Origin of the sequence: Azospirillum agricola (assembly GCF_020005195.1) — a bacterium.
GTDB lineage: Bacteria > Pseudomonadota > Alphaproteobacteria > Azospirillales > Azospirillaceae > Azospirillum > Azospirillum agricola.
The window spans coordinates 272,947-297,150 of record NZ_JAIFZR010000007.1 but is presented as its reverse complement, the minus strand read 5'-3'; the positions used below and the strand labels follow the sequence as shown (position 1 = coordinate 297,150).

Here is a 24,204-nt window from a genome sequence, read left to right as displayed (position 1 = left end):
CCTGGCCCCCAAGGAACATCACGCCGGGCGACTATAGGGGGCCGTCTCCGGCCCTGTCCATCCTACGTTCCACTCCCCCCGCGCATCCGCCGCGCGGCGGCGCTTCCCCTGGCGTCAGTGGGTTTCGTGCAGGCAATGGGCGTGGTCGGCCAGCACCTCGATCACATGGCAGGTCCGCACCTGCCCCTGGCCGCAGCGCGCGACCATGTGCCGCACCTCGTCGCGCAGCGCCTCCAGCCGGGAGATCTTCGATTCGATGTCGGCGAGATGCGCCTGGGCCAGCGCGTCCGCCTCGTGGCAGGACCGGGCCGGATCGTCGGCCATCGCCAGAAGCTGGCGGATCGCCTCGACCTCGAAGCCCAGGTCGCGGGCGTGCCGGATGAAGCGCAGACGCTTGGCCACCGCCCCGTCATACAGGCGCCGGTTGCTTTCGGTGCGCGGCGCCTCGGGCAGCAGGCCGATGCTCTCGTAATAGCGGATGGTCGGGATCTTCACCCCGGTCTGCGTGGCAAGGGCGCCGATGGACAGCATCGCCATGTCGCAAATCTCCTCTTGATCCTCCAGTCACTGGAGAATTTACGCTTGGCCCCGGACCGAGACAAGGCTCCGAGACAAGGGATCGAGACAAGGGGATTTCCCATGACCGCGACGACCGACCACCACGCCCACCCGCAACACGCGCAAGGCACGCCGCCGAACCGGCGCACCCGCTACCGCGTGACCGGGATGGACTGCGGCTCCTGCGCCGCCAAGGTCGAGACGGCCCTGGGACGGGTGCAGGGCGTGCAGGCGGTCCATGTCTCGGTGCCCGGCGGCACCGTGACCGTGACCCACGAGCCGTCGGTCGCCACCGACTCACTGGTCCGGCCGATGCGCGCGCTGGGCTACGGGGTCGGTCCCGGCGAAACGGTCGAGGCGGCCGGGCAGCAGCCGGCGGCCCACGGCGGGTGCTGCGCCCACGGGCATGGGCACGAGCCCGGGCATGGGCATTCCCACCCCGACACGCACAGCCATGATCACGGCGGCCACGACCATCACCACGCTCCCGTCGAGGGCGCGTGGTGGAAGGGGCCGAAGGCGCGCCTCGTCATCGCCTCGGGCGCGGCGCTGGCACTCGCCTACGCGGTGGGGCTCGCCGTTCCGGCGGCGGAGGCCTGGGCCTTCCCGCTCGCCATGCTGGTCGGCCTCGTCCCCACCGCGAAGCGGGCCTGGGCGGCGGCGCGGACCGGCACGCCCTTCTCCATCGAAACGCTGATGACCGTCGCCGCCGTCGGCGCCGTCGTCATCGGCGCCACCGAGGAGGCGGCGATGGTCGTCTTCCTGTTCCTGGTCGGCGAACTGCTGGAGGGGGTGGCCGCCGGCCGCGCCCGCTCCGGCATCCGCGGCCTCACCCGGCTGGTCCCCGACACGGCGCTCGTCGAGCGCGACGGGCAGCCGCCCGAAGCCGTCCCCGCCGCCGCGCTGGCCGTCGGAACGGTGATCCTGGTGCGGCCCGGCGACCGGGTGGCCGGCGACGGCGTCATCCTGTCCGGTGAGAGCGCGCTCGACGAGGCCCCGGTGACGGGGGAGAGCGTGCCCAGACGCAAGGGCGAGGGCGACGCCGTGTTCGCCGGAACCATCAACGGCGACAGCGTGCTGCGCGTGCGGGTCAGCGCCGCCGCCAGGGACAACACCATCGCGCGGGTGGTGCGCCTGGTCGAGGAGGCGCAGGAGAGCAAGGCGCCGACCGAGCGCTTCATCAACCGCTTCTCGCGCGTCTACACGCCGGCCGTGGTGGCGCTGGCGGCGCTGGTCGTGCTGCTGCCGCCGCTGGCGCTCGGCGGTTCCTGGGATGAGTGGATCTACAAGGGGCTGGCGATCCTGCTGATCGGCTGCCCCTGCGCCCTGGTGATCTCGACCCCGGCGGCCATCGCCGCCGGCCTGTCGAACGGGGCGCGGCGCGGCCTGCTGCTGAAGGGCGGCGCCGCGCTGGAGACGCTGGCCCGCATCACCACCGTCGCCTTCGACAAGACCGGCACGCTGACCGGCGGCAAGCCGGTGGTGACCGACGTCGTCGCCTTCACCGGGCAGGAGACGGGGGACGAAGCGGAGGTGCTGGGCCTCGCCGCCGCGCTGGAGACCGGCTCGAGCCACCCGCTCGCCACCGCGATCCTCGCCGCCGCCGCCGGACGCGGCGTGACGGTGCCGGCCGCCACCGACATGGCGGCGCTGGCCGGCAAGGGCGTCGCCGGCCGTGTCGGCGGCCGGGCGGTGACGCTCGCCTCGCCGCAGGCGGCGGCCGGCATCCTTGCCGGCGACGGCGCCGCCCTTGCTCCGGAACAGGCGGACCGCATCGCCGCGCTGAACGCCGAGGGCAAGACCGTGTCGGTGCTGCTGGCCGACGGCCAGCCGGCCGGGCTGCTGGCGCTGCGCGACGAGCTGCGCCCCGACGCGGCGGCCGGCGTCGCGGCGCTGCGCGAGGCCGGCATCGGCGCGGTGATGGTGACCGGCGACAACGCCCGCGCGGCGGAATCGGTGGCGAGGACGCTCGGCATCGCCGTCCACGCCGAGCTGCTGCCGGAGGACAAGCAGCGCATCGTGCGCGAATTGCAGGCGCGCGGCGAGCGGGTGGCCAAGGTCGGCGACGGCATCAACGACGCGCCGGCCCTGGCCGCGGCCGACGTCGGCATCGCCATGGGCGGCGGCACCGACGTGGCGCTCGACACCGCCGACGCGGCGGCGCTGCACGGCCGGGTCGGCGACGTCGCGGCGATGGTGGCGCTGTCGCGGCGGACGATGAGCAACATCCGCCAGAACATCGCCGTGGCGCTCGGGCTGAAGGCGGTGTTTCTGGTGACGACGGTGATCGGCGTCACCGGGCTGTGGCCGGCCATCCTGGCCGACACCGGGGCAACCGTGCTGGTCACCGCCAACGCACTGCGCCTGCTGTCGGCGCGCTCCTGATCCCTTCCCCCCCCTTCAACCGGCGGCCCCCTTCAACCGGCGGGGGTGCGGCGTGCCAGGACAATGCCGAGCAGGACCAGCGCGCCGCCGGCCCACTGGACCGGGCCGAGCGCTTCGGCGAAGAGCAGCCACGCCAGCGCCGCCGCCGCGATCGGCTGGAGCAGCAGGCCGATGGACGAGAAGGTCACCGGAAGCCGGGCAAGCGCGTGGGTGATCGCCCCCTGCCCGAACACATGGCAGACGATCCCCAGCGCCAGCACGACGCCCCAGCCCCATGGGCTCCGCGGCAGCAGCGGCCCGCCCTCGATCAGGGCGGCGCCCAGCAGGACGGCCGCAGCCGCCGCGCTGGTGCCCAGCATGATGCGGCTGGTCGAATGGACGGCGCGCAGGCGCTTCACGATCAGCAGATAGGCGGCGTAGAAGGCGCCGGTGACGACGGCGACGGCATCGCCCAGCCATTGCCCCATGCCCTGGTTCGGTGCCATGACGGCGCCGTCGCCGATCAGCAGAGCCATGCCGGACAAGGCGACGGCCAGCGCCAGCGCCAGCGCTCCGCCGACCCGTTCGCCGAACAGCAACCAGCCGAACAGGGCGACGAAGACGGGCGCGCAGTTGTTGAACAGCGTCGCGTTGGCGACCGAGGTCATGGTGATCGACAGGTGCCAAAGGGCGAGATCCCCCGCCAGCATCAGCCCGGCGAGGGCCATCAGCAGCGCGTCGGTGCGGGATACCGGCCGCGCCTCCCCGGCCGGTATCCCGCGCGCTCCGGCGAGCGTGCCAAGCCAGAAGAGGGGCAAGGCGACGATCAGACGATGGAAAGCGGTGGCCACCGGTTCCAGTTCGCTGACGCGGACGAGGATCGGCGCCAGGGCGATGGCGAGCGCGCCGGCGACCAGCGACAGCAGCGCGGCATGGGCGCGGGCATGGGCGCAGGCGCGGGCGCGCACCACCCCGACGGCGGTGAGGGATGTCATGGCGGAATCCTGGTGGAAATGTGGCGGGGACGCCAGCCTTGCGGCCTGTCGGTCTCGCCCGTGGCCCCGACTGTAGCGCAATCGGCGCTTCCGGAAATTTCTAAGTCGGGGGTCGATTTTTCCAGCGTGGAAAAACCGTTCGCCTATTGTTCGGTCCGGAAACGCCTTCGCCCATCCGCCACGGATCGCTGTTATGGACTCAAGCGCCATGGACAACATCGAGCTCGACCGCATCGACCGGAAGATCCTCGCTCTTCTGCAAAGCAACAACCGGATCTCGAACATCGAGCTGGCCGAGGCGGTCGCGGTGTCGCCGCCGACCTGCCTGCGCCGGGTCCGCCGCCTGCGCGACGCCGGGATCATCGCCGGGGAGGTCGCCCTGCTCGACCCTGCCCGGATCGGCAACCACATCCAGCTCATCGTCAACGTGGAGCTCAAGGGCGACGACCGGGTGCTGATGGACGCCTTCGAAAAGGCGGTGCGCGCCGAGGATTGCGTCCAGCAATGCTACGGCGTCACCGGTTTGACCGACTATGTGCTGGTGCTCTGCGTCGGCAGCATGGGCCATTTCGAGGCGTTCGCGCGGCGGGTCCTCTACGCGAACCCGCTGGTGCGGCGCTTTGTGACCCTCACCGTGATCAGCCGCGTCAAGTACGACACCCGCGTGCCGCTGGAAATCGGGTAGGAGGAAACGGCCGGGGCGGCTGTCCGCCCCGGCATGATCAAACGGCGTCGTTACCGTTCGATCTCCTTGTTCCAGCGCTGGTTCCAGTCCGGGCGCTTCTCGTTGATGACGTCCCAGTCCACGGTGACGGCGTTCTTCATGTAGCCCTGGAACTTGTTCATGGCGTCGGCGACCTCGGCCGGGGCCTGCACCTTGGTGTTGGCCGGAATCTGCGCGCCGAACCGCAGGGCGGCGAGCTGCGCTTCCTGGCCCAGCAGATAGGCGGCGAGCTTCTGGGCGGACTCGTTGTCGGGGTTCTTGGCGACGACGCACTGGCCGACCATCAGCACGACCGAACCCTCCTTGGGCTGGGCGTACTCGACGGGGATGCCCTTCTCCTTCAGGCTGCCGACGCCGGTCGGGGTCAGCGGGAAGATCGCCGCCTCGCCGGTCTGCACCATCTCGGCGATCTTGGCCGAGCTGGGGATGTATTCCAGCACGTTCGGGCCGATCGTCTTGCGCCACGTCGTGAAGCCCGGATCGACGTTGGCCTCGGTGCCGCCCTGGATGCGGTTGTACATCAGGAAGGCGTGCAGGCCGAAGCTGCTGCTGGCGGCCGACTGGACGACGATCTTGCCCTTGTACTTGGGATCGGCCAGATCCATCCAGGAGGTCGGGGCGGCCCAGCCCTTCTCGTCGAACATCTTCTTGTTGTAGGCCAGCCCGGTCATGCCCATGTTGACGCCGACCGCCAGATCGCCCTTCATGCGCGCCGCCGGGTAGACCTCGTCGAGCACCGGCGAGGGCTCGGTCTTCTGGCAGAGGCCCATGCCGATGGCGCGGTACATCAGCCCGTCGTCGAGGAAGACGACGTGCATCTGCGGGTTGTCCTTCTGCGCCTGGAGCTTGGCGAGGATGTCCGAGGAGGTGCCGGGCACCACCACCACCTTGATGCCGGTCGCCTTCTCGAAGGCCGGGAAGACATTCTCGGTGTAGGTCTTCTCCATCGTGCCGCCGTTCATCCCGATGTAGACCGTCTTGGTCTGCGCGGCGGCGGGGGCGGACAGGGCCAGACCGGCGGCCAGACCGATGGCGGCGGTCGCGGTGGAAAGGGCGGTGACAGACAGCGAACGCGGGATGGGCATGCTCTCGTCCTCCTGGGGTCAAAAAGGTCAGGGCGTGGTGATGGTGTCGGGCGGGAAACGGTCGATGCGGAAGGCGTCCAGCGGCGCCGAGGAGCGGCCGTCGCGGACCAGTTCGGCCAGCGCCTCCCCCACCGCCGGCCCGATCTGGAAGCCGGCGCCGGAGAAGCCGAAGGCGTGGAACAGGTTGGGGGTGGTGCGGCTGGGGCCGATGATCGGGTTGCGGTCGGGCGTGTAGCCCTCCACCCCGGTCCAGCAGCGGATGACGTGGGCGTGGCGGATCTGCGGGAACAGCTCCGCCGCGTCGCGCATCAGGGTCAGCACGGCGTCGCGCTGCGGCCGCGCGCGGTCGGCGTCGAGCGCGAAGCCGCGCCCGCCGCCCACCACCATGTTGCCGCGCGGCGCCTGCCGCCCATACACGCCGCCGCCCTCGACCCCGATGTTGACGTCGAGGAAGCGCGGCAGCGGCTCGGTCACCGCCATGTTGGGGTGCAGCGAGACCAGCGGCACCGGCTCGCTGAAGGAGTCCGCGACGCGGTGCGACCAGGCGCCGGCCGTGTTCAGCAGGAAGCGCGACCGCACCTCCAGCGCCTCGCCGCTCAGCAGCACGAAGCGGTCGCCGTCGCGCTCCACCCGGTCGAGCGGGGTCTGCTCGCGCACCACCGCCCCGGCGGCGGCGGCGGCGCGGGCGAAGGCGGGGGAGACGAGGCGCGGGTTGGCGTGCCCGTCCTCCGGGCAGAGCGAGCCGCCGACCGCGCGGTCGCCCAGCGCCGGGAAGCGGCGGCGGAACTCATCGCCGGCGACGATCTCCAGGCCGAGGCCGAAACCGGCGCTGCGCTCGCGGTAGGCGATCAGCGATTGCAGGTCGGCCTCGCTGCGCGCCAGCTTCAGGTGGCCGGAGCGGACATATTCCGCGTCGGTGCCCAGCAGTTCGGGCAGGCGGCCCCAGATGGCGTGGGCGCGCTGGGAGAGCGGAAGCTGCTCCAGCGGGCGGCCCTGGCGGCGGACCCCGCCGAAATTGACGCCGCTCGCCTTGGCGCCGCACCAGTCGCGCTCCAGCAGCGTGACCGAGAAGCCCATGCGGCGCAGGAACAGGGCGGCCGAGCCGCCGACGATGCCGCCGCCGACGACGGCGACGTCGCAGTCGAGGATTTCCCTCATGACGCGATTCCTTCCGTCTTGCCTGCGGGCTCCGCCGCCACCGGCAGCGGCTTGATGGGCGGCTGGGCGCGCAGGCGGCCGACGCCGTCGGGGCCGGTGCCGAGCGCGCGTGCCAGCAGTTCGGTGGTCGCCGCCCCGCACATGCGGCCCTGGCAACGGCCCATGCCGGCGCGGGTCAGCGCCTTGGCCCGGTTGATCTCGCGCGCCTGTCCGGTGGTGGCGACGGCGCGCAGGGCGCCGGCGGTGACGCCCTCGCAACGGCAGACCATGGTGTCGTCGGCGATGGCGCCGGCCCAGTTCTCCGGGAAGGGGAAGGCGGCCGACAGCGCCCGGCGGAAGGCGGCGATGCGCGCCAGCCGGCGGTCGAGCGTCGCGGCGCGCTCGTGGGCGATGGCCAAGCCGGAATCCTCCAGCAGGGCCAGCGCGGCGCGCTCCCCGGCCGCCTCAGCCGCGTCGGCTCCGGCGATGCCGCTCCCATCCCCGGCGAGGTAGACCCCGGCGACCGAGCTGCGCCCGGCCGGATCGCGTTCGGGCAGCCAGGCGCGGTCCATCGCGTCGAAGCGGAAGCGGCAGCCGGCCAGATCGGCGAGCTGGGTTTCCGAGCGCAGCCCCAGCCCGAAGGCAACGGCGTCGCAGGGCGTGCGCTCCTCGCGGCCGTCGCGGCTCCACACCAGCGCCTCGACCCGCTCGCCGCCCCCCTCCCCACCATCAACGCGCACGGGGCGGACGCCGTTGCGGATGATGACGCCATGGGCGCGCAGCCAGCCGACGTAGTAGAGCCCCTTCGCAAAGGTCGCCGGGTCGCGCAGCATGCCGGCGGCGGCGCGGGCCTGGGCGTCGAAGGGCGCGGTGTCGAACACCCCGGCCACCTCGACCCCGGCCTTGAGATACTGGTAGGCCACCAGATAGAGCAGCGGCCCGGTGCCGAGGAAGGCGACCCGCCGGCCCACCGCGCAGCCCTGGAACTTCAGCGCCACCTGCGAGCCGCCCAGCGTGAAGACCCCGGGCGTCGTCCAGCCGGGGAAGGGCAGCACGCGGTCGGTCGCCCCGGTCGCCAGGATCAGGTGGGAGAAGGGCAGAATCTCCGTGGCCCCGTCGCACAGCAGGTCGAGCGCCCGCTCCTCGCAGTTCCAGGCCAGCGTGCGCGGGCGGTAGTCGATCCGGTCGCGGATCGCCGCCATGGCGCGGTGCACCGCGTCGGCCTTGCCGGCCTCGAAGCCGTAGAGCGCGGACTTGGGTCGAACGAATCCCCCCTCCGGCGGCTGGCGGTAGATCTGGCCGCCCCAACGCGCCGCCTCGTCGATCACCACCGGACGCAGGCCGGCGGCGACCAGCGCCTCGGCGGCGCGGATTCCGGCCGGGCCGGCGCCGACGATCACCGGCTTCAAGGGTTCGCGAACGGGCGCGCTCACGATTGCCACTCCCCCTCGCTGACCAGCCGCATGCCGTCCTCGATGAAGCTGCCGCAGGCGCGCAGCCTCTGCCCGTCCTCGGTGCGCACCCAGCAATCCTGGCAGGCGCCCATCAGGCAGAAGCCGGCGCGCGGGGTGTCGGCGAACTCGGACCGGCGCAGCCGGTCGCCGTTGGTCAGCATCGCGGTCAGGATGGTGTCGCCCTCCAGCGCCTCGACCGGGCGCCCGTCGAGGACGAAGCGGACCACGCGCCGGCCGCGTTCGGCCACACGCTGAAGCAAAGCCATGGAAAAGCACTCCGAAGGGGCCGGCCCTTCTGTCAGGACCGGCCGGCTCTCAACGTTGACCCACCAGGATGCGGTCGAGCCCATAGACCCGGTCGAGCAGCAGCACCGCCACCACCGTGATGCCGATGATCAGCGCCGACACCGCCGCCATCATCGGATCGATGGATTCGGTCGCGTACATGTACATCCGCACCGGCAGCGTCACGGTGGACGGCGAGGTTATGAAGATGGACATGGTCAGCTCGTCGAAGCTGTTGATGAAGGCGATCAGCCAGCCGCCGGTGACGCCGGGCAGGATCATCGGCAGGGTGATGCGGCGGAACACCGTCGCCTCGCTCGCCCCCATCGAGTAGGCCGCCTGCTCGACGCTGCGGTCGAAGCCGGCGATGGCGGCGATCAGCAGCCGCATCACATACGGCGTCACGATGACCATGTGCGCCGCCACCAGCCAGCCGAAGCTGCCCGTGGCGCCGACCAGCGCGAACAGCCGCAGCATCGCGACGCCCAGCACCAGATGCGGAATGATCAGCGGCGACAGGAACAGCGCGTTCAGGAAGTTGCGCCCCGGAAACTCCCAGCGGGTGATGGCGAGCGACGCCGGCACCGCCAGCGCCACCGCCAGCGTCGCCGAAATCAGCGCCAGCCACAGGCTGTTCCAGAAGGACTGGACGAAGTCCGGGTGGTGGAACACCGCCTCGAACCAGCGCAGCGAGAATCCGCGCGTCGGCAGCGACAGCGTGTTCTCCGGCGTGAAGGCGACGAGGCAGACGATCGCCAGCGGCGCCAGCATGAAGAGAACGACCAGCGTGTGGAAGAAGAGGGCGACGGGTCCGTTGCGGGTCATGGCGTCACCCCAGCCGGCGGCGGTAGTGACCCTCCACCACGCGGTGGTAGGTCAGCATGATGATGAGGTTGGCGACCAGCAGCAGCACGGCGACCGCCGCACCCATCGGCCAGTTGAGGTCGCTGAGATACTGGTCGTAGACGATGGTCGCGACCATCTTCAGCCGCCGCCCGCCGAGCAGCCCCGGAATGGCGAAGGCGCTGGCGCTCAACCCGAAGACGATCAGGCTTCCCGACAGGATGCCGGGCAGGATCTGCGGCGCCACCACCCGGACGATCGCCGTCCCGCGCGAGGCGCCGAAGGACAGCGCCGCCTGCTCGATCGACGGGTCGAGCTTCTGGAGCGAGGTCCAGACCGGGATGACCATGAAGGGCAGCATGACGTGGACCAGCGCCACGATCACCGTGCCCTCGCTGTAGAGCATCCGCGCCCGGCCGAAGCCCAGCGCCACCAGCCCGGCGTTGATCGGCCCCTCCGGCCCCAGCAGCATGCTCCAGCCGAAGGCGCGCACGACCACCGAGACCAGCAGCGGCGCCAGCACCACCAGCAGGAACACCGAGCGCCACGGGTTGCGCATCCGGCTGAGGATATAGGCTTCCGGCACGCCGATCACCACGCAGATGGCGGTGGCCAGCGCGGCGACGCGGAAGGTGCGCAGGAAGATTTCCAGGTAATACTCGTCGGTCAGCACCGCGAGGTAGTGGCCGAGCGTGAAGCCGTGGGTGCGGCCGGTGGCGTGCTCGAACTCGTTGAAGGAGAGCAGCGCGGTCAGCACCAGCGGCGTCAGCACGAGTGCGGCGAACAGCAGCGCCGCCGGCCCGGCCAGGAACAGCGGCGTCCAGCGCCCGTGCCCCGGCGCCGACGAGGATGGGGACGAGGTGACGGCGGCCATCAGTGGGCCTCCAGCGCCGGGTCCGGCGCCTCGGCCATGGCGCCGCGATGGACGCGCACCACCGACGGCGACCAGTCCACGCCGACCGGCGCGTCGAGGTCGAGCGGCGCCGAGCCGTCGTTCGGCGTCACCGCCATCAGCGTGCCGAGCGGCCCGTCGACGTGGTACAGCCACTGGCTGCCCAGGAAATAGCGCTCCGACACCCGGCCCGGCAGGCGGCCCTGCCCGGCGTCGGTCAGCCGCAGCTTCTCCGGGCGGATGCACAGGGTCACCGTCTCGCCATTGGCGAGCGCGCCGCCCTTGCCACCCATGTCCGCGCCAGACTGGCTGTCGATCTCCACCGGCACCCCGGCGAGCGACACCGAGGCGTAGGCGCCGCTGACCGCCTTGACGGTCCCCGGCAGCAGGTTGGTCTTGCCGACGAAGCGCGAGATGAACTCGGTCTGCGGGTGCTCGTAGATGCGGTAGGGCTGGTCGATCTGGGTGATGCGCCCGGCCTCCATCACCACCACGCGGTCGCTGATCGAGAAGGCCTCCGCCTGGTCGTGCGTCACCATCACCGTGGTGGTGCCGACCTTGCGCTGGATGTCGCGCAGCTCGAACTGCATCGCCTCGCGCAGCTTGGCGTCAAGGTTGGACAGCGGCTCGTCGAGCAGCAGCACCGGCGGGCGGATGACGATGGCGCGGGCCAGGGCGACGCGCTGGCGCTGGCCGCCCGACAGCTCGCGCGGGTAGCGGCCGGCGTAGGGCGCCAGATGCACCAGCTCCAGCGCCTCCTCGACGCGGGCGCGCCGTTCGGATTTCGGCACGCGCTGCATCTCCAGCCCGAAGCTGACGTTGTCGAACACCGTCATGTGCGGGAACAGCGCGTAGGTCTGGAAGACGATGCCGAGGCCGCGCGTGTTGGCCTTGGCGCGCGTGATGTCCCGGCCGTCCAGATGGATCGAGCCGGACGTCACGTCGACGAAGCCGGCGATCATCTGGAGGGTGGTCGTCTTGCCGCAGCCCGACGGGCCGAGCAGCGACACGAACTCCCCCTTTTCGACCGACAGCGTGACGTCGGAAACGGCGTTCAAAGTGCCGTAGGTCTTCGTGATGTCTCTCAATTCGAGGAACGACACCGGGGTTACTCCCTCTTGCGACGTTGGGCCTCCTGCGTGGGACGGATGGTTCCGTGTATGACCGTTTCGCGTCAACGGTCATTTCCACGGAGAGAAAAGAATTTGCCAAAGCTTCCAACATGCGGAATAGATGCGCGGAACGAACGACCAGAGCTTACAACGGGGCAAAACCCATGACGGTTGATGATGCGGGTGCGAAATCCAGCCTGCAACGCGGCATCGCCATCCTCCGCCTTCTGGCCGAGGCCAACGAGGCGGGCGCGCGGTTGACCGACGTCGCCCGCGCGCTGAACCTGACGCCGCCCACCGTCCACCGCATCCTGAAGACGCTGGTCGAGGAGGGCATGGTGGAGGCCGACAAGGGCTCCAAGCGCTACCGGCTGGCCATCGACCTGTTCGCCATGGCGGCGCGCGCCGGCAACCCCAACAACCTGCGCGACATCTGCCGCCCGATCATGCTGCGGCTGTCGGCGACGCTGCGCGACACCATCTTCCTGCTGGTGCGCAGCGGCTTCGACGCGGTGTGCCTGGACCGCAGCGAGGGGCCCTTCCCGATCCGTTCCTTCACCGGCGACATCGGCGGCCGGGTGACGCTGGGCATCGGCCAGGGCAGCCTCGCCATCCTCGCCTTCCTGCCGGAGGAGGAGCGCGAGGAGGTCATCCGCTTCAACCTGCCGCGCATGCAGGGGGTGGGCATCCTCGACGAGGTGTATCTGCGCACGGAGATCGCGCGGGTGCGCGATCTCGGCTATGCCAGCCGCTCGACCGGGCTGCTGCCGGGCATGTCCGGCGTCGCGGTGCCGGTGCTCGACCGCGAGGGCCACGCGGTGGCCGCGCTCAGCGTCGGCACCATCAGCGAGCGGCTGAACGAGGAGCGGCTGCCGGTGGTGGTCGACATCCTGCGCCGCGAGGCCGCCGGGGTGCGCAACCAGCTCAACCCCTTCGATCCCGTCCTGCGCCGCCCGGCGGCGGTGCTGGGAAGCGGGGCGGCGTAGGAAGGTTCGGCGACGCACGCCCCCCTCCCCCCCGCAATCCAGCGAGGGGTTAACGCCGTCTCCGGGGCGCCCCTGACTTGGCGCCGCCATTCTCCAAAGTGGTAGACTGGGCGACCGTGGAAACGGAGGCCCGCGCCATGACCGACGACCGCCCCGCTCAGACGCCGGCCCAGCCCCTGGACGACGCCTCGCACGACCTGCTCATGGCGGCCCTGACCGCCTCGGGCCATCATTGGGCGTGGGAATGCGACGCCGCGCTGCGTTTCACCCGCTTCACCGACGGCTTCGCGCTGGCGACCGGACTCGACCCGGCGGAGTTCATCGGCCAGAACAGCGTCAAGGTCCGACTGCGCGGCATCAGCCCGGACTCCGTGGTCCGCCACGTCGCCGACATCGAGGCCCGCCGCCCCTTCCGCGACTTCTCCTACTGCATCCGCGACCCGCGCGGGAAGGCGCATCATTTCACCATCAGCGGCATTCCCTTCTTCGACGCGGAAGGCCGCTTCGCCGGCTACCGCGGCATCGGTTCGGAATCCACCGCTCATTACGAGCGCCGCCTCTACATCGAGCTGCTGGAGCGCGCCAAGGCGGAGAGCGACCGCCGGGTGAAGGCGATCTTCAACGGCGTCGGCACCTTCGTCATGCTGATGCTGATCGACGGCGCGGTGGTCGAGATCAACCGCGCGGCGCTCAGCTTCCGCGGTCTGGCGCGCGAGCAGGTGACCGGCGAGCCGCTGTGGGACGGCCCCTGGTTCGGCGACCAGCAGGCCGCCCGCGCCGCCATCCGCGACGCGGCTGAAACGGCCGCGTTGGGCGAGGCGACCGCGCTCGACCTGGAATTCGCCAACGAGGCCGGCGCCCGCCACGTCTTCGCGGTGAGCTGCAAGCCCGTCCGCTCGGCCGGCGGCGACGTGCATTACGTGCTGCTCGAAGCCCACGACATGACCGAGTTCGTCACCATGCAGGCCCGCAACCGCGAACTGGAGCTGGAGGTGATGCACGGCCAGAAGATGGAATCGCTGGGCACGCTGGCCGGCGGCATTGCCCACGAGATCAACACGCCGATGCAGTACATCGGCGACAACCTGACCTTCGTTCGCGATTCCTTCGCCGACATCGCCATCCGGCTGACCGAGGCGGCCGGTGCGCTCGACGAGGACACCCGCTATCTGGTGGAGGAGATCCCCGCCGCCCTGTCGGAAGGGCTGGAGGGAGTGGAGCGGGTGCGCAGGATCGTCGGCGCGGTCAAGGAGTTCTCCTACCCCGACAGCGGCCAGAAGGGCTGGGCCGATCTGGCCCGCGCGCTGGAGACCACCGCCACCGTGTCGCGCAACCAATGGAAATACGTCGCCGACCTCGCCTTCGACATCGAGCCCGGCCTGCCGCCGGTCTTCTGCGAACTGGGCGAGATCAACCAGGTGATCCTGAACCTGATCGTCAACGCCGCCCACGCCATCGAGGAACGCAACCAGGCCGCTCCCGAGACGGCGGCGCTGAAGGGCCTGATCACGCTGAGCCTGAAGCGCGAGGGCGACGCGGTGGTTCTCGGCGTCGCCGACACCGGGGCCGGAATCCGGCCGGAGCACCGCGACAAGATCTTCGACCTTTTCTTCACCACCAAGCCGCCGGGGCGCGGCACCGGCCAGGGCCTGTCGATCTGCCAGAGCATCGTCGTGCGCCGCCACGGCGGCCGCATCGCCGTGGAGACCGAGGTCGGCCGGGGAACCGTCTTCCGCGTGCAGCTTCCCATCCGGGGGCCGGGCTGCGAGTCCGCGGACGACGGGCAGCAGCAGGCCGCCTGAGCACCCGCTCGGCCGAAAAGCGCGGGTGCCGCGACCGGAGGACGTGTATGCTGCCGCCCCCGCTCCTCCACCCGCCGCGTTCCGTCCCATGCCGCGTTCCGACACGCTGTCCCTTCGCGAGGCCCGCCGCATAGCCATCGCCGCCCAGGGCTTCGCCGCTGCGGCCGCCGGCCCCCAAACCGGGGCCGAAGCGATGGAGGCGGTCGGGGCGCGCCACGCCCGCCGGATGATCGGCCGGCTCGGGCTGGTGCAGATCGATTCGGTCAACGTGCTGGTGCGTTCGCACTATCTGCCGCTGTTCTCGCGGCTGGGGGCCTACGAGGCGCCGCTGCTCGACCGGCTGGCCTATGGCGGCCGGCGGCGGGCGCTGTTCGAATATTGGGGGCACGAGGCCTCGCTGATTCCGGTTGAGCAGCAGCCGCTGTTCCGCTGGCGCATGGCGCGGGCCGAGCGCGGCGAGGGCATCTACGGCGAGCTGGCGCGCTTCGCCGCCGAACGCCGCCCCTACGTCGCCTCGGTGCTGGCCGAGGTGGCGGCGCGCGGGCCGCTCGGCGCCTCGGAGCTGAGCGGGGCCGGCCGGGGGGCCGGCGGCTGGTGGGGTTGGAGCGACGGCAAGCGGGCGGTGGAGTTCCTGTTCTGGGCCGGGCTGGTCACCACCGCCGGACGGCGCGGCTTCGAGCGGCTCTACGACCTGCCGGAGCGGGTGCTGCCCGCCGCCGTCCTCGCCGCCCCGACGCCGGAGGAGGCCGAGGCCCAGCGCGCCCTGCTGCGCATCGCCGCCCGCGCCCATGGCGTGGCGACGGAGCGCGACCTGCGCGACTACCACCGGCTCGACGCCGCCGACGCCCGGCTGCGCGTCGCCGAGCTGGTCGAGGCCGGCGACCTGCTGCCGGTGGCGGTGGAGGGCTGGGCGCAGCCGGCCTATTTGTCGCCCGACGCGCGCCGGCCACGCAAATCCGCCGCCCGCGCCCTGCTCTCGCCCTTCGATTCGCTGATCTGGGAGCGCCAGCGCACCGAGCGGCTGTTCGGCGTCCGCGTCCGGCTGGAGATCTACACCCCGGCCGAAAAACGCGAGCACGGCTATTACGTGCTGCCCTTCCTGATGGACGAGCGCATCGCCGGGCGCGTCGACCTGAAGGCCGACCGCAAGGCCGGCGCCCTGCTGGTCCAGGCCGCCCACCTGGAGGCGGACACCGCCCCCCAGGCCGGAGCCGCCCCCGGCGCGGTGGCCGAGGCGCTGGCGGCCGAGCTGCGGCGGATGGCCGGCTGGCTCGGGCTGGCGCGCGTCACGGTGGTTGGGGCCGGCGACCTCGCCCCGGCATTGGCCGATGCGCTCGGCGTCCCGGCGGGCGCCTCAGTCGAGGTGGGTTAGCGGCAGGCGGGTCTCGAACTTCACCTCCTTCAGGGTCACGCTGGACTTCACATGCGCGACCGCCGGGATGGAGAAGATCCGCTCGCTGAGGAAACGCCCGTAATCCCCGGTCGTCGGCACGACGATGCGCAGCAGGTAATCGGCCTCGCCGGTCACGGCGAAGCATTCCAGCACCTCCGGCATCGCCGCGATGGCGGTCTCGAACTGCTCGACCGCGTTCTCCTTGTGGCGCTCCAGCGTGACGTGGGCGAAGACGCATTCCGCCAGCCCCAGCTTGCGCGGGTCGAGATGAACGGTGTAGCGGCGGATCACGCCGATCTCCTCCATCGACCGCACCCGCCGCCAGCAGGGCGAGGCCGACAGGCCGACCGCCTCGCCCAGTTCCTGCATGGTCAGCCGGGCGTTGTCCTGCAGGGCCGCCAGGATGCCCTTTTCGTGCCGGTCGAGCTTGATCGTCCCCGCCATCCGCCATCCCTCCTGCACCGCCTGAAAAAGCTAAGCACAGCGCCGGGTTCGGGCGAAGCGGGATTCGGCGCTACGGCCGCCCCGCCTATTCACAGAAAATCAGGAAAGGTGCGACATTTTAACTCTACTTTATTAATAGATTTAAATTTGCATGCCACAGACCGATCCGCGCATCATTCCGGGGCGCGCCATGCGCCAATCCGCGATTTCCGAACCGGAGCACCGCCCCCATGACCGCCATCCAGTCCACCATCACCCCGCCGCCGCCCGATTTCCTGTGGTTCCTGCCGACCGCCGGCGACGGCGCCTACCTGGGCTCGGAAGTCGGCCACCGCCCGGTCGATCCGAAATACCTCGCGGAGATCGCGAGGGCGGCCGACCGGCTCGGCTATTTCGGCGTGCTGGTGCCGACCGGCCAGTCGATGGAGGATCCCTGGATCACCGCCGCCGGCATCATCCCGCAGACCGAGCGGCTGCGCTTCCTGCTGGCGCTGCGCCCAGGCGTCTTCACCCCGGCGCTGGCCGCCCGGCAGGCCGCCTCGCTCGACCGCCTCAGCAACGGCCGGGTGCTGTTCAACGTCGTCGCCGGCGGCGCGCCGAAGGAGCTGGCCGGCGACGGCTTCTTCCTCGACCACGACGCGCGCTACGACCACGCGCGGGAGTTCCTGCACATCTGGCGCGGCCTGCTGGCCGGCGAGACGGTGCGCTACGATGGGCGGTACGTGAGGTCGGACGGCGGCAAGCTGCTGTTTCCGCCGGTGCAGCGCCCGCACCCGCCGCTCTATTTCGGCGGTTCCTCGCCAGCCGCGCACCAGCTCGCCGCCGAGCTGCACGACGCCTACCTGACCTGGGGCGAGCCGCCCGAGCAGGTAAAGGCCAAGATCGAGGACGTCCGCGCGCGCGCCGCCGCGCTCGGCCGCACGCTGCGCTACGGCCTGCGCGTCCACCTGATCGTCCGCGAGACCGAGGCCGAGGCCTGGGCCGCCGCCGACCGCCTGATCAGCCACCTGTCCGATGAGACCATCGCCGCCGCCCAGAAGCGCTTCCGCGAGGAGTCCGACGCGGTCGGCCAGCACCGGATGGCCGATCTGCACGGCGGGCGCCGCGACCGGCTGGAGATCAGCCCGAACCTGTGGGCCGGCGTCGGGCTGGTGCGCGGCGGGGCGGGGACGGCGCTGGTCGGCGACCCCAAGACGGTCGCCGCCCGCATCCGCGAGTACCAGGCGCTGGGCATCGACACCATCGTCGCCTCGGGCTACCCGCATCTGGAGGAGGCGCATCGCGTCGCCGAACTGCTGTTCCCCGAGCTGGGCATCCTCCCCGAGGGCCGGCGCGACCTGCCCTCCACCGCCCCGACGCGCACGGAGGCCCGCGTGAACTGGGAGGGCTTCCCCGCCGACGTGCCGCTGGACGCGGCCCCCCTGGCCTCCGCCTCCTGAGCGGCGGGGGACCGGTATAATCGCCCTCTCCCCCCTGGGGAGAGGGAGGGGACCCGCCGCGGAGCGGTGGGGAGGGTGAGGGGGCCGGCGCGCGGCACGCGCGCCGCGAAGGGGCATCCTGCCCCTTCGCCCATTCTCTTTCGCTGATGTCCCGCCATGCATCCCCCTCACCCAACTCTCTCCCCGGGGGGGAGAGGGCTTGCAGGCGGTTCCGGCACGTCGAACACCCAAACGAAAAGCGGGGGAGCGTCTGGGACGCTCCCCCGTCAAGTCGTGCGTGGACGCTAAAGACAACCAAGCCATGTGGGACAAACGGGACACGGAACAGGAACGGAAGAGCGCGTCACACCTCCTTCAGGATGCGGGTTTCGAGGTCGGTCGCCGAGGCGCCGGGACGCTCCCCCGGACGGCCGATGTCGAGGTCCAGCGCCACCCGGCCCTCGCGCAGCACCAGCACGCGGTCGGCCAGCGCCACCGCCTCGGCCACGTCGTGGGTGATCAGGATGGCGCCGAAACCGTGCTCGTCGCGGATGCGACGCAGCAGCCCGTGCATCTCCTGCCGGGTCAGCGCGTCGAGCGCGCCGAACGGCTCGTCGAGCAGCAGCAGGCCGGGGTTGGAAACGAGCGCGCGGGCCAGCGCCACCCGCTGGCGCTGGCCGCCGGAGAGCACCGCCGGCCAGTCGTCGCCGCGCCCGGCCAGCCCGACATCGTCGAGCGCCGCCAGCGCCCGCTCGCGCCAGCCGGGGCCGCGCGCGATGCCGACGTTGCCGGCCACCCGCTGCCAGGGCAGCAGGCGCGGATCCTGGAACAGCAGCCGCACGTCGGGCCGCAGGCCGGAGACCGGGCGGCTGTCCACCAGCACCCGGCCGGCGGTTGGCCGGTCGAGCCCGACGATCAGCCGCATCAGCGTCGATTTCCCGCCGCCGGAGCGGCCGACCACCGCGACGAACTGGCCGGCGGGAACCCGCAGGTCGATGCCGTCGAGCACCCGGCGGCCGGCGAACTCCTTCACCACCCCGTCGAGAACCAGCGGCAGCGGCCGCGCCCGCTCGATGACGGCGTGTTCGGCGGGCGCAGCCGCAGCCGGGAACGGACGGGGGACGGTCAGCGGCAGGCGGCGCAAGGCCTGGGCAAAGGCGCTCATGTGGCGGACTCCAGCGCGGTGTGGAAGGAGGGGTTCCAGGCCAGCGCGCGGCGCTCCAGCCAGCGGGTCGCGGTGTCGGCCAGCTTGCCGAGCAGCGCGTAGACGATGATCCCCAGCAGCACCAGATCGGTCTGCAAAAACTCGCGCGCGTTCATCGTCATGTAGCCGATGCCGGACGAGGCGGAGATCGTCTCGGCAACGATCAGCGTCAGCCACATGATGCCCAGCGCGTAGCGCAGGCCCAGCAGGATCGACGGCAGGGCGCCGGGCAGGATGACGCGGGCGTAGAGCGCCGCCGTGCCCAACCCATAGACCCGCCCCATCTCCACCAGCCCGCGGTCGACCGAGCGGATGCCGTGGAAGGTGTTGAGGTAGATCGGGAACAGCACGCCGATGCTGACCAGGAAGATCTTGGCCTCCTCGCCGATGCCGAACCACAGGATCACCATCGGGATGATCGCCAGGTGCGGCACGTTGCGCAGCATTTGCAGGGTGCTGTCGAGCAGCGTCTCGGCCGGCTTCAGCGCCCCGTTGAGGAAGCCCAGCGCAAAGCCGAGCCCGCCGCCGATCAGCAGCCCCTGCGCCGCCCGGCCGGCGCTGACCGCGACGTGGTGCGGCAGGCTGCCGTCGAGCAGCGTCGTCCAGAAGGCGAGCGCGATGTCGCTCGGCGCCGGCAGCACGCGCGCCGACAGCCAGCCGCCCCACGCCGCCAGCTCCCACGCCGTCAGCACCGTGAGCGGCAGCAGCCAGGGCGCCAGCCGCCCGGCCACCCGCCGCAGGGCCGCGCGCCACAGCGCCGCGTTTGCGATCCCGCGCGGCGCCATCACATCGCCGCCTGCCGCAGTGCGGGCGGCAGGCCGTTGGCGATGCTCTCGCCGAACGGACCGTTGTTGGCCGCCGACCCGCGCGCCCGCCCGGTGGTGGTGGCCAGCGGCAGCAGGGGGAAGACCAGCTCGGCGAAGCGGTAGGCCTCCTCCAGATGCGGATAGCCGGACAGCACGAAGCTGTCGATGCCGATGTCCATGTACTCGCGGATGCGCGCCGCCACCGTCTCCGGGGCGCCGACAAGCGCCGTCCCCGCCCCGCCGCGCACCAGCCCGACGCCGGCCCACAGGTTCGGGCTGACCTCCAGCTTGTCGCGGCGCCCGCCGTGCAGCTCCGCCATGCGGCGCTGTCCGACCGAATCCATCCGGGCGTAGATCGCCTGCGCCGAGGCGATGGTGGCGTCGTCGACGTGGCGGATCAGGTCGTCCGCCGCCGCCCAGGCGGCCTCGTTCGTCTCGCGCACGACGACGTGCAGGCGGATGCCGAAGCTGACCTTGCGGCCCTGCGCCTCGGCCAGCCGGCGCACGCCGGCCAGCTTGGCGGCGACCTGCGCCGGCGGCTCGCCCCAGGTCAGGTACTTGTCGACGTAGGTCGCGGCGACCGCGTTGGCGGCGTCCGACGAGCCGCCGAAATAGAGCGGCGGGCCGCCGGCCTGGACCGGCGGGTAAAACAGCCGCCCGTCCTCGATGCGGATGTGCTCGCCCTCGTAATTGACCGGAGCGCCGGAGAACAGGCCCTTCCAGACGTCGAGGAACTCGCGCGTCACCGCGTAGCGGTCGGCGTGCGACAGGAAGATGCCGTCGCCCTTGTTCTCCACCGGGTCGCCGCCGGTGACGACGTTGATCAGCAGCCGCCCGTTGGACAGCCGGTCGAGCGTCGCCGCCATGCGGGCGGCCAGCGTCGGCGATTGCAGCCCCGGACGCACGGCGACCAGGAAGCGCAGCCGCTCGGTCGCCGGCACCAGCGAGGAGGCGACGACCCAGCTGTCCTCGCACGACCGGCCCGTCGGCAACAGCACCCCGAAATAGCCCAGGCTGTCGGCCGCCTGCGCGATCTGCCGCAGATAGCCCTGGTCGGTCTCCCGCGCGCCGATGGCGGTGCCGAGGTAACGGCCGTCGCCGTGGGTCGGGATGAACCAGAGGATGTTGGCCTCTCGGGCCGCGTGGGGCGAGGTCATGACTTGCTCCCCGGTGCTGCGGCGCTGACGTCGATCTTCTTCGGGATCAGCTTCAGGGCGAAGAAGGTGTCGGCGATGCGCTGCTGCTCGGCGATCACCTCGGCGTCGATCGGGCGCAGGCCGTAGCCCTGGCGGGCGGCGGCGACCTCGAGCACGGAGACCGGCAGGCCGACCTTCGGGCCGAGCTGCTCGGCGACCGCCTTGACGTTCTGGGCGGCCCATTCGTCGACCTCGCGCAGGCCGGCGAGAACGGCGTCGATCGCCGGCTGGTTGGCGGCGGCATAGGGCTTGGCGGCCAGGAAGAACTGGTGGTTCTTCACCAGCCCGGTGCCGTCCGTCAACGTGCGCGCGCCGGTGGCGGCCGAGGCGGAGGCGTAGAAGGGATCCCAGATGGCCCAGGCGTCCACGGCGCCGCGCTCGAAGGCGGCGCGGGCGTCGGCCGGCGGCAGATAGACCGGCTCGATGTCGGTGACGCTCAAGCCCTCCTTCTCCAGCGCCTTGACCAGCAGGTAATGGACGTTGGAGCCCTTGTTGAGCGCGACCTTCCTGCCCTTGAGCTGGGCGACCGACCGGATCGGGCTATCCTTCGGCACCAGGATCGCCTCGCCCTTCGGCGAGGGCGGCTCGTAGCCGACATAGAGCAGCGGGGCGCCGGCCGCCTGAGCGAAGATCGGCGGCGCCTCGCCGGTGGTGCCGAAGTCGAGCGCGCCAACGTTCAGCGCCTCCAGCAGCTGCGGCCCGCCGGGGAACTCGGTCCAGGCGATGGAGTAGCCGAGCGGGGCGAGCTTCTTCTCCAGCAGCCCCTGCTCCTTGAGGATGATGAGCGTGCCGTATTTCTGGTAGCCGATGCGGACCACCTTGTCGGCCGCCGCCGCAGGCAGCGACGACAGCGCCAGCCCGGCCAGGGCGGCGGCGCCGGCGAGCATCCCGAACATCCGTTTCATCGTTTCGTCCCTTCTTATGAATGCCCTCTCCCGCCCCGGGAGAGGGAGGGGACCCATGGCATCGCCATGGGGAGGGTGAGGGGTGACCCAAGGATCGACGCATCTGTTTCTTGGATACCCCCTCACCCTTCCCACGCTTCGCGTGGGCCCCTTCCCTCTCCCGGGGCGGGAGAGGGAGCTTCGTTTGCCCGACCGCCCTCACACCTCGGCCAGCGCCTGCTCCAGGTCGGCGATGATGTCGTCGGGATGCTCGATGCCGATCGACAGGCGGACATAACCGGGGGTGACGCCGCTCGCCAGCTGGTCCTCCGGCGAGAGCTGCGAGTGCGTGGTCGTTGCCGGGTGGATCGCCAGCGAGCGGGCGTCGCCGATGTTGGCGACGTGGTAGAGCAGCTTCAGGCTCTCGATGAAGCGGCGGCCGGCTTCCGCACCGCCGGCCAGCTCGAAGCCGACCAACCCGCCGTAGCCGCCCTTCAGGTAGGCGTCGGCGCGGCGCTTCGCTTCACCGCTTTGCAGACCGGGGAAGATCACCGAGGTCACCTTCGGGTGGTTCTTCAGGAAGTCGGCGACCTTGATAGCGTTCTCGTTGTGCTGGCGGATGCGCAGCGGCAGCGTCTCCAGCCCCTGGATGAGCTGGAAGGCCGAGGCCGGGCTGATCGCGGCGCCGGTGTCGCGCAGCAGCGTCACCCGCGCGCGCAGCACGTAGGCGATGGGGCCGAGCGGCTTGGCCGCCTCCGTCCACACCGCCCCGTGATAGCTGGGGTCGGGCCGGGTCAGCAGCGGGAAGCGGGCGGCGTGCTCCTCCCAGGGGAAGTTGCCGCCGTCGATGATGACGCCGCCGATGGTGGTGCCGTGGCCGCCGATGTACTTCGTCGCCGAATAGAGCGTCACCGCCGCGCCATGCTCGAAGGGCCGCACGGTCAGCGGCGCCGCCGTGTTGTCGACGATCAGCGGCACGCCGAGCGAGCGGCCGATGTCGGCGACCTCGCGGATCGGGAAGACGTTCAGCTTCGGGTTGGGCAGCGTCTCGGCGTAGTAAGCGCGGGTCTTGTCATCCGTGGCGCGGCGGAAATTCTCCGGATCCGACGGATCGACGAAGCGCGCCTCGATGCCGATCTGCTTGAAGGTGTTGGCGAACAGGTTCCAGGTCCCGCCATAGAGGTCGGTCGAGGTGACGAAATTGTCGCCGGCCTGCGCCAGGTTGAGGATCGCGTAGAAGGAGGCTGCCTGCCCCGACGCCACCACCAGCGCCGCCGCCCCGCCCTCCAGCGCCGCCAGCCGCTGCTCCAGCACGTCGGTCGTCGGGTTGGTGACGCGGGTGTAGATGTGGCCCAGCTCGGCCAGCGCGAACAGCCGCTCGGCGTGGCCGGTGTCCTGGAACTGGTAGGAGGTGGTCTGGTAGATCGGCACCGCCACGGCGCCGGTGGCGGGGTCGGAGCGGTAGCTGCCGGCGTGCAGGGCGAGCGTCTCGAAGCGCGGCGAACGGTCGGTCATCGGGGAATCCTCGGAAAAAGGGGGGACTCAGGCTGTCGCGGCCAGCAGGTCGGCGTAGTGGCGCTGCGCCACGTCGGGGTGCGAGCGCAGGCGGCTCTTCAGCGAATTCTCGCCGACGTTCCGGAGCAGCGGGTTGTCGGGGTCGCGCTCCGGCCCGCGCGCCTCGGCGGCGAGGTCCGGCGGCAGCGGCAGCACCGGCACCCGCACGTCGAGGCGGGCGCCGAGGAAGAAGGCGATCGACAGCCGGTCGATGCCGGCGGCCGGCGTCACCACCTGATGGACCGCGGCGCGGAAATAGCCGTCGGTCGCCAGCTCCAGCAGCTCGCCGGCGTTGACCACGAAGGTGCCGGGGATCGGCGGCACGTCGACCCAGCCGTCGGCGGTCTCGGCCTGGAGGCCGCTTTGCTGGTGCTGGAGCACCAGGGTCAGCAGCCCGCTGTCCTTGTGCGGGCCGACGCCCTGCCCCGACACGCCTTCCTCCCGTGTCGTGTCGTGGCCCGGGTAGCGGATCAGCTTGACGAGCTGAGTCGGCGCGTCGGCGATGATGGAGTCGAAGGCGTCCTCCGGCTGGCCGATGGCGAGCGCCACGCCGCGCAGCAGCCGGGTGGTGACGTCGGTCAGCGCGTCCTGTAGGCCCAGCACGGTCGGCCGCAGCTCGGGCAGCGCGTCCGGCCACTGGTTGGGGCCTTGCAGCCGCGCCCAGGCCGGGGCGTCCAGGCCGGTCGGCAGGGTCGGCCGTTCCGAGCCGATGTCGACCTGCTCGCGCCAGTCGGCGCGGCCCCGCGTGCGCTCCCAGCCGGCGCGGGTGTAGCCGCGGAAATGCGGCGAATGGACCATCTCGATCGCCAGCTTGTCGCGTTCCGGCAGGTCGAAGAAGCGGCGCGACAGGGCGAAGGCGTCGTCGAGAGTGCCCTGGCCGACGCCGTGGCCGGTCACGTAGAAGGCGCCGAAGCGGCGGATCGCCGCGCGCAGCTCGGACAGGAACAGCGCGCGCTCGGCCGCCAACCCATCGAGGCGGCTCAGGTCGAGGATCGGCAGCGGCGGCTCGGAGGAACCGGCTGCGAAAGGGGCAGGCTGGGCGGGGGATGTCGCGGTCACGGGAACACT

22 protein-coding genes are annotated in these 24,204 nt (G+C 71.4%); 6 read left to right on the top strand and 16 right to left on the bottom strand.

Annotated features, from left to right (window positions below):
• Window positions 1–114: 114 nt before the first annotated feature.
• The gene (locus tag JN22_RS31190; protein WP_085557794.1) at window positions 115–537 is read right to left on the bottom strand and encodes a MerR family transcriptional regulator; all 423 of its coding nucleotides are present in this window, start codon (window positions 535–537) and stop codon (window positions 115–117) included.
• 102 nt (window positions 538–639) lie between these two features.
• Here JN22_RS31190 and JN22_RS31185 point away from each other — a divergent pair, with 102 nt between their 5' ends.
• Entirely contained in the window at window positions 640–2,943 is a 2,304-nt protein-coding gene (locus JN22_RS31185; protein WP_085557793.1) for a heavy metal translocating P-type ATPase, read from the top strand.
• Window positions 2,944–2,975: 32 nt separating this feature from the next.
• On the opposite strand, the gene JN22_RS31180 is transcribed toward JN22_RS31185, so the two are convergent.
• Window positions 2,976–3,917: a DMT family transporter gene (locus JN22_RS31180; RefSeq protein ID WP_085557792.1), complete on the bottom strand. Its 942-nt coding sequence runs from the start codon at window positions 3,915–3,917 to the stop codon at window positions 2,976–2,978.
• A 208-nt stretch (window positions 3,918–4,125) separates the two neighbouring features.
• Here JN22_RS31180 and JN22_RS31175 point away from each other — a divergent pair, with 208 nt between their 5' ends.
• Window positions 4,126–4,602, top strand: coding sequence for an Lrp/AsnC family transcriptional regulator (locus JN22_RS31175; protein ID WP_223677994.1), 477 nt, complete (start codon window positions 4,126–4,128; stop codon window positions 4,600–4,602).
• 50 nt (window positions 4,603–4,652) lie between these two features.
• Here JN22_RS31175 and JN22_RS31170 read toward each other — a convergent pair whose 3' ends face one another.
• Genes JN22_RS31170 through JN22_RS31140 form a run of 7 tightly spaced genes read right to left on the bottom strand, consistent with a single transcriptional unit; the run spans window position 4,653 to window position 11,440 of the window.
• On the bottom strand, window positions 4,653–5,726 hold the full coding sequence (locus JN22_RS31170; protein WP_085557790.1) for an ABC transporter substrate-binding protein: 1,074 nt from the start codon (window positions 5,724–5,726) through the stop codon (window positions 4,653–4,655).
• A 27-nt stretch (window positions 5,727–5,753) separates the two neighbouring features.
• Window positions 5,754–6,884: an NAD(P)/FAD-dependent oxidoreductase gene (locus JN22_RS31165; protein ID WP_085557789.1), complete on the bottom strand. Its 1,131-nt coding sequence runs from the start codon at window positions 6,882–6,884 to the stop codon at window positions 5,754–5,756.
• Window positions 6,881–8,296 carry an FAD/NAD(P)-dependent oxidoreductase gene (locus JN22_RS31160; protein ID WP_085557788.1) on the bottom strand — a complete coding sequence of 472 codons (1,416 nt, stop codon included), beginning with the start codon at window positions 8,294–8,296 and terminating at the stop codon, window positions 6,881–6,883. The genes JN22_RS31165 and JN22_RS31160 overlap by 4 nt, the downstream gene beginning before the upstream one ends.
• Window positions 8,293–8,583 (bottom strand): (2Fe-2S)-binding protein, encoded by a 291-nt coding sequence (locus JN22_RS31155; RefSeq protein ID WP_085557787.1) that lies wholly within the window; start codon window positions 8,581–8,583, stop codon window positions 8,293–8,295. Before JN22_RS31155 ends, JN22_RS31160 begins: the two co-directional genes overlap by 4 nt.
• A 49-nt stretch (window positions 8,584–8,632) precedes the next feature.
• Entirely contained in the window at window positions 8,633–9,427 is a 795-nt protein-coding gene (locus JN22_RS31150; RefSeq protein ID WP_085557786.1) for an ABC transporter permease, read from the bottom strand.
• Window positions 9,428–9,431: 4 nt separating this feature from the next.
• A complete protein-coding gene (locus tag JN22_RS31145) occupies window positions 9,432–10,319 on the bottom strand; it encodes an ABC transporter permease (protein ID WP_085557785.1) in 888 nt (295 codons plus the stop codon).
• Complete coding sequence (locus tag JN22_RS31140) at window positions 10,319–11,440, bottom strand: ABC transporter ATP-binding protein (RefSeq protein WP_085557784.1); 1,122 nt, start codon at window positions 11,438–11,440, stop codon at window positions 10,319–10,321. The genes JN22_RS31145 and JN22_RS31140 overlap by 1 nt, the downstream gene beginning before the upstream one ends.
• A 173-nt stretch (window positions 11,441–11,613) precedes the next feature.
• Between JN22_RS31140 and JN22_RS31135 the strand changes: the two genes are divergently transcribed.
• The 3 genes from JN22_RS31135 to JN22_RS31125 all read left to right on the top strand — a co-directional run bounded on the left by JN22_RS31135 (window position 11,614) and on the right by JN22_RS31125 (window position 15,609).
• Entirely contained in the window at window positions 11,614–12,435 is an 822-nt protein-coding gene (locus tag JN22_RS31135; protein WP_085557783.1) for an IclR family transcriptional regulator, read from the top strand.
• Window positions 12,436–12,572: 137 nt separating this feature from the next.
• Window positions 12,573–14,237: a PAS domain-containing sensor histidine kinase gene (locus JN22_RS31130; RefSeq protein WP_085557782.1), complete on the top strand. Its 1,665-nt coding sequence runs from the start codon at window positions 12,573–12,575 to the stop codon at window positions 14,235–14,237.
• An 88-nt stretch (window positions 14,238–14,325) separates the two neighbouring features.
• Window positions 14,326–15,609, top strand: a complete 1,284-nt coding sequence (locus JN22_RS31125) for a winged helix-turn-helix domain-containing protein (RefSeq protein WP_085557781.1) — start codon at window positions 14,326–14,328, stop codon at window positions 15,607–15,609.
• Here the strand turns inward: JN22_RS31125 and JN22_RS31120 are convergent.
• Window positions 15,592–16,074: an Lrp/AsnC family transcriptional regulator gene (locus JN22_RS31120; protein WP_143268933.1), complete on the bottom strand. Its 483-nt coding sequence runs from the start codon at window positions 16,072–16,074 to the stop codon at window positions 15,592–15,594. The genes JN22_RS31125 and JN22_RS31120 overlap by 18 nt on opposite strands.
• Window positions 16,075–16,304: 230 nt before the next feature.
• Between JN22_RS31120 and ssuD (JN22_RS31115) the strand changes: the two genes are divergently transcribed.
• The gene (gene ssuD / locus JN22_RS31115; protein ID WP_085557780.1) at window positions 16,305–17,513 is read left to right on the top strand and encodes an FMNH2-dependent alkanesulfonate monooxygenase; all 1,209 of its coding nucleotides are present in this window, start codon (window positions 16,305–16,307) and stop codon (window positions 17,511–17,513) included.
• Between the two features lie 343 nt (window positions 17,514–17,856).
• On the opposite strand, the gene JN22_RS31110 is transcribed toward ssuD (JN22_RS31115), so the two are convergent.
• The 6 genes from JN22_RS31110 to JN22_RS31085 all read right to left on the bottom strand — a co-directional run bounded on the left by JN22_RS31110 (window position 17,857) and on the right by JN22_RS31085 (window position 24,195).
• Window positions 17,857–18,657, bottom strand: a complete 801-nt coding sequence (locus JN22_RS31110) for an ATP-binding cassette domain-containing protein (protein ID WP_085557779.1) — start codon at window positions 18,655–18,657, stop codon at window positions 17,857–17,859.
• Window positions 18,654–19,481, bottom strand: coding sequence for an aliphatic sulfonate ABC transporter permease SsuC (gene ssuC / locus JN22_RS31105; RefSeq protein ID WP_085557778.1), 828 nt, complete (start codon window positions 19,479–19,481; stop codon window positions 18,654–18,656). Before ssuC ends, JN22_RS31110 begins: the two co-directional genes overlap by 4 nt.
• The gene (gene ssuD, locus JN22_RS31100; RefSeq protein WP_085557777.1) at window positions 19,481–20,659 is read right to left on the bottom strand and encodes an FMNH2-dependent alkanesulfonate monooxygenase; all 1,179 of its coding nucleotides are present in this window, start codon (window positions 20,657–20,659) and stop codon (window positions 19,481–19,483) included. The genes ssuC and ssuD (JN22_RS31100) overlap by 1 nt, the downstream gene beginning before the upstream one ends.
• A complete protein-coding gene (locus JN22_RS31095; RefSeq protein ID WP_085557776.1) occupies window positions 20,656–21,603 on the bottom strand; it encodes a sulfonate ABC transporter substrate-binding protein in 948 nt (315 codons plus the stop codon). The genes ssuD (JN22_RS31100) and JN22_RS31095 overlap by 4 nt, the downstream gene beginning before the upstream one ends.
• A gap of 198 nt (window positions 21,604–21,801) precedes the next feature.
• Window positions 21,802–23,097, bottom strand: a complete 1,296-nt coding sequence (locus JN22_RS31090) for an O-acetylhomoserine aminocarboxypropyltransferase/cysteine synthase family protein (protein ID WP_085557775.1) — start codon at window positions 23,095–23,097, stop codon at window positions 21,802–21,804.
• 27 nt (window positions 23,098–23,124) lie between these two features.
• Window positions 23,125–24,195, bottom strand: a complete 1,071-nt coding sequence (locus JN22_RS31085; protein WP_143268930.1) for an isopenicillin N synthase family dioxygenase — start codon at window positions 24,193–24,195, stop codon at window positions 23,125–23,127.
• Window positions 24,196–24,204 lie beyond the last annotated feature (9 nt).

What these genes read in the sequence shown, in the direction of transcription:
- JN22_RS31190 (WP_085557794.1), bottom strand. Translation starts at nt 537, where the DNA reads ATGGCGATGCTGTCCATCGGCGCCCTTGCCACGCAGACCGGGGTGAAG.
- JN22_RS31185 (WP_085557793.1), top strand. Translation starts at nt 640, where the DNA reads ATGACCGCGACGACCGACCACCACGCCCACCCGCAACACGCGCAAGGC.
- JN22_RS31180 (WP_085557792.1), bottom strand. Translation starts at nt 3,917, where the DNA reads ATGACATCCCTCACCGCCGTCGGGGTGGTGCGCGCCCGCGCCTGCGCC.
- JN22_RS31175 (WP_223677994.1), top strand. Translation starts at nt 4,126, where the DNA reads ATGGACAACATCGAGCTCGACCGCATCGACCGGAAGATCCTCGCTCTT.
- JN22_RS31170 (WP_085557790.1), bottom strand. Translation starts at nt 5,726, where the DNA reads ATGCCCATCCCGCGTTCGCTGTCTGTCACCGCCCTTTCCACCGCGACC.
- JN22_RS31165 (WP_085557789.1), bottom strand. Translation starts at nt 6,884, where the DNA reads ATGAGGGAAATCCTCGACTGCGACGTCGCCGTCGTCGGCGGCGGCATC.
- JN22_RS31155 (WP_085557787.1), bottom strand. Translation starts at nt 8,583, where the DNA reads ATGGCTTTGCTTCAGCGTGTGGCCGAACGCGGCCGGCGCGTGGTCCGC.
- JN22_RS31150 (WP_085557786.1), bottom strand. Translation starts at nt 9,427, where the DNA reads ATGACCCGCAACGGACCCGTCGCCCTCTTCTTCCACACGCTGGTCGTT.
- JN22_RS31145 (WP_085557785.1), bottom strand. Translation starts at nt 10,319, where the DNA reads ATGGCCGCCGTCACCTCGTCCCCATCCTCGTCGGCGCCGGGGCACGGG.
- JN22_RS31135 (WP_085557783.1), top strand. Translation starts at nt 11,614, where the DNA reads ATGACGGTTGATGATGCGGGTGCGAAATCCAGCCTGCAACGCGGCATC.
- JN22_RS31130 (WP_085557782.1), top strand. Translation starts at nt 12,573, where the DNA reads ATGACCGACGACCGCCCCGCTCAGACGCCGGCCCAGCCCCTGGACGAC.
- JN22_RS31125 (WP_085557781.1), top strand. Translation starts at nt 14,326, where the DNA reads ATGCCGCGTTCCGACACGCTGTCCCTTCGCGAGGCCCGCCGCATAGCC.
- JN22_RS31120 (WP_143268933.1), bottom strand. Translation starts at nt 16,074, where the DNA reads ATGGCGGGGACGATCAAGCTCGACCGGCACGAAAAGGGCATCCTGGCG.
- ssuD (WP_085557780.1), top strand. Translation starts at nt 16,305, where the DNA reads ATGACCGCCATCCAGTCCACCATCACCCCGCCGCCGCCCGATTTCCTG.
- JN22_RS31110 (WP_085557779.1), bottom strand. Translation starts at nt 18,657, where the DNA reads ATGAGCGCCTTTGCCCAGGCCTTGCGCCGCCTGCCGCTGACCGTCCCC.
- ssuC (WP_085557778.1), bottom strand. Translation starts at nt 19,481, where the DNA reads ATGGCGCCGCGCGGGATCGCAAACGCGGCGCTGTGGCGCGCGGCCCTG.
- ssuD (WP_085557777.1), bottom strand. Translation starts at nt 20,659, where the DNA reads ATGACCTCGCCCCACGCGGCCCGAGAGGCCAACATCCTCTGGTTCATC.
- JN22_RS31095 (WP_085557776.1), bottom strand. Translation starts at nt 21,603, where the DNA reads ATGAAACGGATGTTCGGGATGCTCGCCGGCGCCGCCGCCCTGGCCGGG.
- JN22_RS31090 (WP_085557775.1), bottom strand. Translation starts at nt 23,097, where the DNA reads ATGACCGACCGTTCGCCGCGCTTCGAGACGCTCGCCCTGCACGCCGGC.